We start from the raw sequence: 8,681 nt of genomic DNA, 5'->3' as shown, positions 1-8,681 counted from the left end.
TCAATCGAACCTATTTGTCCTTTTTTTATTTTATCCTTTTTGATTTAGTATTATCACTTTTTCTTTTTTTTTTGAGACAAAAACTTATTCAATGATCACTATCCAAAATATTGTAGGGATACAGTTTATTTTTAAAATATATCTACCAACAGCTCCAATAGTAAAAAAGGAACTATTGATAGATAATTTAAGTTTCTATAATCAACCAGAAATCATATTGATTTTCTGTTCAATTATTTTTAATTCTTTCTCAAATAAAGACAGATAATCAAAGCTTTGCCGCCGATTTTATGTCTCCATAAAGCGAACTAATAACCGGGATTTTGCGTTAAATTAGGATTGTTATCTCTTTGAGATTGTGGAATTGGCCATAACAATCTGTTTTGATTCAAATTAGAAGCATATGGCAATATATTACCATCCTTATCTTTTTGCTGAGATAAAATAGCGATTGCTTTTCCTGTTCTTTTTAAATCAAACCATCTGTGCCCTTCAAATGCAAGTTCTAACATTCTTTCATTTAGAATTTTATTAATTGCATCATCTTGGGTAGTTGCAGTAACACTTGCAATTCCGGCTCTTGTTCTAATTTGGTTAACCAACGTCATAGCACCAGAAACATCATTTGTATTGGCCAATGCTTCTGCTTTTAATAAAATAATATCCGCTAAACGAAAAATATAAAAATTTTGATTTCCGTTCCAGTCTCTCATCTTATTTGCAAAAGGATAATTGGTCATTCCCCAATAGGCATCAGCCCAAGTTACATTATCAAATAATATTGAAGATGCTTTTCTCTGCGTGTCATTATTATCATCATATGCTTTTACCAGTGCATTTGAAGGAGTATTAAATTTTTTCCAATCTGTGCCTGCAAACATATAAATTCCCCAAGCCCAAACATTATCTCCGTTTCCGTCAGCTTCCCAAATAGATTCAGAATTACCATCATGAGCATTGTCAAATAAATTATCATACGTTGGCATAAGAGAATATCCTCCTCCAATTACTGCGTCACTATATTGTTTCACTTTAGCCCAATCAGGGTTTGGTTTTGTTGCATAAGCCTTAGCCAAAAGCGCATTTGCAGCACCTTTATTGGCTTTAAACTTATTTGAAGCATCTGGTGCATTCGTTAAAGCAACCAAACAATCTGCAATAATTGCATCATAAACTTCTGTAACTGGTTTACGTGTTGGATACAATTGAGCATAAACCTCCTCAAAATTTTCATTATTTACAGAAGTGATTGTTTCTGTTACTATTGGACAATCACCCCATAGTTGCACCATGTGGAAATTTGCCAAAGCTCTAAATAAAGATGCCTCACCAATCATTTCAGTTTTTCTTGTTGCAGAAAGATCAGAAACTGTATTTACGTAGTTAATAATAATATTGCTTTTGTTTACAATATTTGCCAAATAATTAAAATCCCTTTCTACATTTGAATTGGTTGCTTGAATTCTGTATTCATCTTGTTGGAAATTTTGAACGTTATCAGCACCCGCATAGGCGATATCCGTTTGTGCATCCCCATTAAAGAAATAATCCAATTGCCAATATTCTCCTCCAAATTCAGAATAACAGGCTTTCATATATCCTTCCGCTTCATTAGCGTCCTTAATAACAGCACCTGTTTTTACAATTTTTTCCGATATTGGTTCTGTATCCAATACTTCACTACAAGAAACTAATAAAATAATCGCAAATGCTGATAGTGCTGTTTTTAAATTTAATATTTTTTTCATCATTTTTTTTATTAATTATTAAAACCCTGCTTTTAAACCAAATATAAATGTTCTTACCTGTGGGTAAGTTCCGTAATCAATTCCAGGAGAAGTTCCTGTATTTGTGTTATAAGCACTTACTTCTGGATCAAATCCTGAATAATTCGTCCAAGTAATCAAATTCTGACCTGTAAAATATAGCTTCAAAGATTTCAACCCTAACATCATTTTATTAAAATCATAACCTAAGGTTACTGATTTCAATCTAATATAAGAACCATCTTCAACCCATCTATTTGAATTATATAAAGAATTTGGATCATTAGCTTTTGGAACATCAGTAATTTGTCCTGGGGTCGTCCATCTATTCAATACAGCTGTGGATTGGTTTTTAAAATCTTGCATTCCTTCTAACTCCAGACGTGTTGCATTAAAGATATCATTCCCTTGAGAGCTGGTCATTAGTACATCCAAGAAAAGACCTTTGTAAGAGAATGTATTTGTAAATCCCATTGTAGCAGTTGGCATAGCGTGACCAATAACAGTTCTGTCATCAGGACTAAGCATTCCATCTCCATTTATGTCTTTATATTCAATTAAACCGTTAGTTGGGTTAACCTTGTCTACTAGATATCCGTAAAATGTTCCTAGCTCATAACCTTCTGTTAATCGAATTGCAGCTTCACTGTTTGATAAGGTTGCATAAGATTCAATTTTATTCAAACCCATTTCCAATACTTTATTTTTGATGAATGTAATATTGAAATTAGTATTCCATTTAAAGTCTCCATTAAAATTAATTGTATTCAAAACAAGCTCTAATCCCCTATTACTAATCTTTCCACCATTATAAACATAAGCCGATCCTGGTAAAGAAGGAAACGTAATATTTTGAATTAAGTTAGTTGTCTTTTTATCGAAGACATCAACAGTGAATCTTACTCTATTATCAATAAATCCTGCATCAAGTCCAAAATCCAAATCTGTGCTTGTTTCCCAAGTTAATTCGGTATTTTCTCTTTGAACAATGTTGTTTCTGCTATCCGCCAACGAATATTGCGAATATGGACCAATTCCAGAAATATTTCCAGACTGTCCCCACCCTCCACGAAGTTTTAACTCATTAATTGTTTTATTACTCTTAAGAAAATCTTCATTTGAAACAATCCAAGCTGCAGAAACACCAGGAAAATAACCCCATTTATTTCCAGCCGCCAATTGTGATGCCCCTGATGCTCTTAGTACCCCATTAACTATATATTTTTCCTTGTAGATATATGTACCTCTTCCAAAGAATGACACCGCATTCTTCTCATAGGCTGTTGTATCTGAAGCATTTGCATCTAGATCTTTCATTTGACTATAATCAAATTTTCTTAAGTCAACAGGAAATTCTTTGCCTGTCACATATTTATTATCATGACGGAATTTTTGCAAACTACTTCCCACCAATATATTTATATCATTGTTTCCTGATTTTTTAGTATAATTTAAAGTGTTTTCAAAGTTTGAATTTTGAATTTCTTCAACATTTTCACTTCCTGACCCTATTTGAGATCTACCGTAGCTTGTTCTATAAGCATCAATAAATTGATCATTAGTGCTCTTAGTTAAATCTAATGTAGCAGCTGGTTTCCAAACCAAATTTTCTGCCAATTTCACATCAAATCCTACATTAGCCAAATATCGTATTGCATTGGTGTCATCTTGTTTGCTTTGAAATGCAACTGGATTCTCCCATGAAGATTGATAAGGATTTAATGCAAACTGTCCATCTTTTTCTCCATCAGGATAAATTCCGTCTGGATCAGGAGTTCTCACCGCCAAATCCTGTCCATATACTGGTAAAAATGGAGCCGTATTCAAGGCACTCAAAATTACACCACCTCTAGCTGTAGCAGTGTTATCGGTAGTATTCTTTAATTTTGAACTTATGGCATTTATTCCTACGTGAGCTTTCAGCCATGAAGCTGCATCGATATCTAAATTCAATCTTGCGGAGAATCTTCTGAAATCGGCTGGTTTTACAATCCCTTTAGTATTCAGATAAGCCAATGAAGCAAAAGTTCTAATTTTATCTGTACCTCCTGAATAAGAAAAATCATAATTTTGATCTTGACCTGTTTGGAAAACTTTATCACGCCAATCAGTATTTATACCTGCATATTGTGGCTGATTTGCTGTGGCTACAAAATCAGGGTTAATTTCAGACATTAAAGTTTTATATTGATCCAAGTTTAGCACATCAATATTGTTGACAATTTTTGAGGTTCCAAAATAAGAGTTAAAACTAAAAGCATTCGTATTTGCTTTTCCTTTTTTGGTTGTAATTAAAACAACACCAGCACTACCATTCACACCGTAAATTGCCGTTGCTGTAGCGTCTTTAAGAATTTGCATATCTACGATATCATTTGTATTCAATCCATCTGTAGAATTAGTTTGAACTCCATCAATTACATATAGTGGACTATTCCCTGAATTTAGTGAGCTAAGACCTCTAATGCGAACTTCTAAACTTACACCCGGTTTTCCTGAAGGTTGTATTACATTGACACCAGCGGCATTTCCTTGCATGGCTTGAGCTACACTGTAAATAGGCCTGTTATCAAAAGCATCAGATTTTACACTTGAAACTGCATTGGTCAAATTTTTCCTCTGTTGTGTACCATAACCTACAACTACAACTTCTTTCAAGTCTTGCAATTGTGACATCAATTTTACATCAATATGATTTCTTCCTTTAATAGACTCCTCTACTTTACTATAACCTACAAAGCTAAATACTAAAATATCATTGGGAGTAGCCTTTATTTGATAATTACCATCAAAACTAGAAGTAGCTTGCTTGCTTGTTCCTTTGATTAATATTGTGGCCCCAGGAACGGGTACCCCATTTTCATCTATGACTTTCCCATTTATGCTAACGTCCTGCGCTTGCACAAAAACCGAGAATAACGTAGAAAAAAGACAAAAAATAATTATTTTTTTAAATTTCATTTTTCAATATTTTTAGTTAGTTAAAATAAATATTATGCAATATTAATCCCAATTTTCGAATATTTATTAAATAGATAAAGTCAAAATATATTACAAAACCTTTACATATTTTTTTTAAACACTTATCAAAACCTTTACTAAAAAAATACAAATAATTGATTTTCAAATATTTAATTAAACATAATGTATGTTATAAAATTATGTTAACTCAAAAAACCATATTACATTTACATTAAAATTACATTTTCATTGTTTTACTAAAAAAAACATTTTTTATTAGTAAAAAATAAAACTCAATAAATTTGAAAAGCAATAAATTAAATACATTTTTTACAAAATTTTCATTCTATTTTATTTTCACATTTTTGGCCACCAATACAATATATGGGCAAATAAAAAGCATTGGATTGCCCAATGTGAAAAATTATAAAAGGACTGATTATAATGGTGCACCTCAAAATTGGGGTATTGACCAAGACAAAAAGGGTAATATTTATTTTGCCAATGACAAAGGTCTTTTTCAATTTGATGGAACAACTTGGAGAAATTATATTGTCCCAAACTCTGTTTCCGTTCATAGTTTAAAAATTGATGAATCTGGAAAAATTTTTGTTGGAGGGTCGGATGAATTTGGATACTTTGAAGCCGACTATAAAGGAAGACTTGTTTATCATTCCCTTTCTAAAATTTTAAAACAAAAAGATTCAAAACCCTTTGATGATATTTGGAAAATACATATTTATAAAGGTGAAGTGCTATTTCAGGCTTTCAATGCCATATACATATACAAAAACAATGTAGTTAAACAATTAAACGCCCCCATCAGATTTCAATTTTCATTTTTGGTAAACGATCAATTGTATATCCAAGATAGCGAAAAGGGATTACTATCATATAAGAGCGGAAAACTTTATCCATTAGAAGGTACTACTGCCTTGAACAACACAGAAGTTTGGGGAATTTTTACATTAAATAAGGATAAAATTCTAGTCGCTACTTTAGACAAAGGGCTTTTTATTTATCAGAATCAAATTTTAACACCCTGGCAAACAGAAGCAAATGATTTTTGTAAAAAAAACAGTTCTTTAGGAGGTATCTCAATAAAAGATAAATATATTGTTCTAAATTCTATATTAAGCGGAATTATAATTTGTGATTATAACGGAAAAATAATTCAACACATCAATCGCACAAAAGGGTTGCAAAATAATACGGTACTAACTTCTTTTATTGACAATAAAAACAATCTTTGGTTAGGACTAGATAACGGAATTGCATTTGTAAACGAAAACTCGCCTTTTACTTATTTTGGATTTAGTTACAATATAAGTGCCGTATACGCATCGATAGTTTACAAAGACAATTTATATGTGGCGACAAATCAAGGGCTTTTTTATCATTCCTGGAAAAACAATGCAAATAATGCAATAGAGGAACCATTCAAATTGGTTGAAGGAACTACCGGACAGGTCTGGAATATTCAGGTTCTTAGCAATCAATTAATTTGCGGTCACAATCGGGGTGCTTTATTAATCTCCGGCGGAAAAGTTATACAAGTCTTAGATAGAGTTGGATATTGGGATTTTAAGCTAATTCCAAACAATCCAAATTATATGATTGGTTCTAATTATGCAGGTTTTTCATTATTCGAAAAAAATGCTGGTGGATGGCATTTTAAAAATAAAATTGATGGACATCATGGATCAATAGAGGATTTCGAAATTGACGAAAAAAGTATCTGGATAAAAAAAGGTCCTGTTGTAAGTCAATTATTTTTTTCAAAAGACTTAAAAAGTTTCCAACCAATAGTAAAACACCAAAAACTAACATCCAAAATCAATATGATTGAAAGTATCCGGAAAATAAAAGATAGAGTATATTTTCTATCAAACAATCGTTTTTTTAAATATTCATACGAGCTGAATCAATTTTATGAAGATCTTTATTTTAGCAAATTATTCAAAACTATTCCGAAAATTAAATCAATAAACGAAGATCAACTCGGAAATATCTGGTATGTTTTCAATGAATCTTTGGGGGTTTTCATGAAGCAAAAAAATAATGGATATAAAAATGTCGTCGGTCCTTTCTCGAACCTTACCGGTGATTTGATGCGTAATAATGCCTCCATAAATACGGTGGATCCAAATAATATTTTTATTGGACTAACTGATGGTTTAGCGCATTTTGATTCTAATTTATCAAATAAAAAAACGATAAAACCAAAAGCTTATATTAGAGAATTCTCGTACCCTGGAAATAAACTTATTTTGGGAAATGGTCAAAAAACAGTCGAGAAATACACGATACCTTTTGATTCAAATCATTTGGAATTTTCATTTTCCTCCCCTTCCTATGAAAATCTGGATAATCTGGAATTTTCATATCAGCTAGAAGGATTTGACAATCAATGGAGCAGCTGGACCAAAAAATCGATAAAAGAATACACAAATTTAAGGGAGGGAGATTATACAATAAAAGTAAAAGCAAGAAATAATTATGGTGTCCAATCCGAAATTGCCCAGCAAAATTTTACCATTTCTCCGCCTTGGTATCGAAATTTTTTGGCTTATGTTTTTTATTTTCTAGTTGTTATTTTAGCTGTACATTATACTCGAACTCGAATTCAAATGAAAATCAGAAAAAATAAACATTATGAAACATTGGAACAAAGCAGATTATATCTTGAAAAAGAAACAAAAATAAAACAAGAGCAATTTGAATTAGAAAAAGAAATTGAAAGGCTTAAAAACGAAAAATTGAAAGTTGAGCTCATAACAAAAAACAAAGAGTTGGTTATCAATTCATTACAAGCTGTTAAAAAAAATAAAATTCTCAATGGAATTATCCAAAAATTGCAAGACATCGATACAGAATCTTTTGATGAATCCGCAAAATTTCACTTTGCTAAATTAAACAAGAGTATAGTAAAAGAAGTTAGTAGCGATAAAAGTTGGAAAGATTTGGAAAAACACATAAGAAATGTTCATTTTGATTTTTTAAAAAGATTAAAAAATGAATATCCAAGGATATCTTCAAGAGAATTAGATCTTTCGACTTATTTAATAATGAACATGTCTACAAAAGAAATTGCCGAAATCATGAATATTTCTGTTGCCGGTGTAGAAATAGCGAGACATAGATTAAGAAAAAAATTAGATTTACCCCAAAAAACAAATCTAATTGGTTTTCTTATGAGTATTTAGCAAAAATGGGATGTCTCGTCCTTAGTATAGCTTGTCACTAAAGCACAACAAATGAAGGCAAAAAAAGTAAAAAAGACAGAATCAAAAGCTGAAATAAGGAGAAAACCTTCTAGAATGATTGATGAGTGAGGTAAATCGAAAATTGGTGAAGAAGTAAGATCAGGTATAATCGGCTGCCTTGGTGCTGGTCAAAAATGTAGGGCTTCAAGAAATAATTACTGATGCATATTCAAGGAAGATTGTGAGTCATGCTTTACATCCTAATCTTGAAGCTGTAGGCTGTATTGAGGCTCTGAAGACGGCCTTAGAGAACAGAAGATGAGTATTCCCTTTTATATTATTAATACATCATTCTGATAGAGGAATACAGTACTGTCCACAGAATTACACAACACTTTTAAATGAGAATAAAATATCAGTAAGTATGCCCCGGAGTGGCGGTTCTGTCGCATATGTCAAATTAAAACATAAAATAATCAAAATAAAAAAATTATGCCGCCAACTTACAGAAGGATTTAAACATAGTAATCCCGGGATTAAACATTCAATTCTTTCGCAACATATGAACAACTTCAATACCACTTAGAGTTCTTTTTGCAGATTCATTTTTTTTTTTTAAACCTAAACCATTTAAAATCCCCCACTTTATAAAACGATGATCCTGTTCTACTATGTTATTAAGGTATTTACATTGTCAAGGTATTTACATTGTCGAACCTCTATTTTAGAAAATGAACATTTGTTATAA

3 protein-coding genes and 1 pseudogene are annotated in these 8,681 nt (G+C 31.5%); 1 reads left to right on the top strand and 3 read right to left on the bottom strand.

Features of this window, described 5'->3' with window-relative positions:
- Positions 1 to 308 precede the first annotated feature (308 nt).
- Positions 309 to 1,748 carry a RagB/SusD family nutrient uptake outer membrane protein gene (locus VFS71_RS13830; RefSeq protein ID WP_326401942.1) on the bottom strand — a complete coding sequence of 480 codons (1,440 nt, stop codon included), beginning with the start codon at positions 1,746 to 1,748 and terminating at the stop codon, positions 309 to 311.
- Between the two features lie 18 nt (positions 1,749 to 1,766).
- Positions 1,767 to 4,727 (bottom strand): TonB-dependent receptor, encoded by a 2,961-nt coding sequence (locus tag VFS71_RS13825; protein WP_326401940.1) that lies wholly within the window; start codon positions 4,725 to 4,727, stop codon positions 1,767 to 1,769.
- 365 nt (positions 4,728 to 5,092) lie between these two features.
- Here VFS71_RS13825 and VFS71_RS13820 point away from each other — a divergent pair, with 365 nt between their 5' ends.
- On the top strand, positions 5,093 to 7,933 hold the full coding sequence (locus VFS71_RS13820) for a helix-turn-helix and ligand-binding sensor domain-containing protein (RefSeq protein ID WP_326401938.1): 2,841 nt from the start codon (positions 5,093 to 5,095) through the stop codon (positions 7,931 to 7,933).
- A gap of 550 nt (positions 7,934 to 8,483) precedes the next feature.
- On the opposite strand, the pseudogene VFS71_RS13815 reads toward VFS71_RS13820, so the two are convergent.
- Positions 8,484 to 8,627: pseudogene (locus tag VFS71_RS13815) on the bottom strand (DDE-type integrase/transposase/recombinase); the annotation flags it as partial.
- Between the last annotated feature and the right edge of the window lie 54 nt (positions 8,628 to 8,681).

The sequence above is a fragment of the Flavobacterium sp. genome (genome assembly GCF_035760125.1).
Classification (GTDB): domain Bacteria; phylum Bacteroidota; class Bacteroidia; order Flavobacteriales; family Flavobacteriaceae; genus Flavobacterium.
The sequence above is the reverse complement of the archived record's forward strand: the minus strand, read 5'-3'. Positions and strand labels throughout refer to the sequence as shown.

What these genes read in the sequence shown, in the direction of transcription:
- VFS71_RS13830 (WP_326401942.1), bottom strand. Translation starts at nt 1,748, where the DNA reads ATGAAAAAAATATTAAATTTAAAAACAGCACTATCAGCATTTGCGATT.
- VFS71_RS13825 (WP_326401940.1), bottom strand. Translation starts at nt 4,727, where the DNA reads ATGAAATTTAAAAAAATAATTATTTTTTGTCTTTTTTCTACGTTATTC.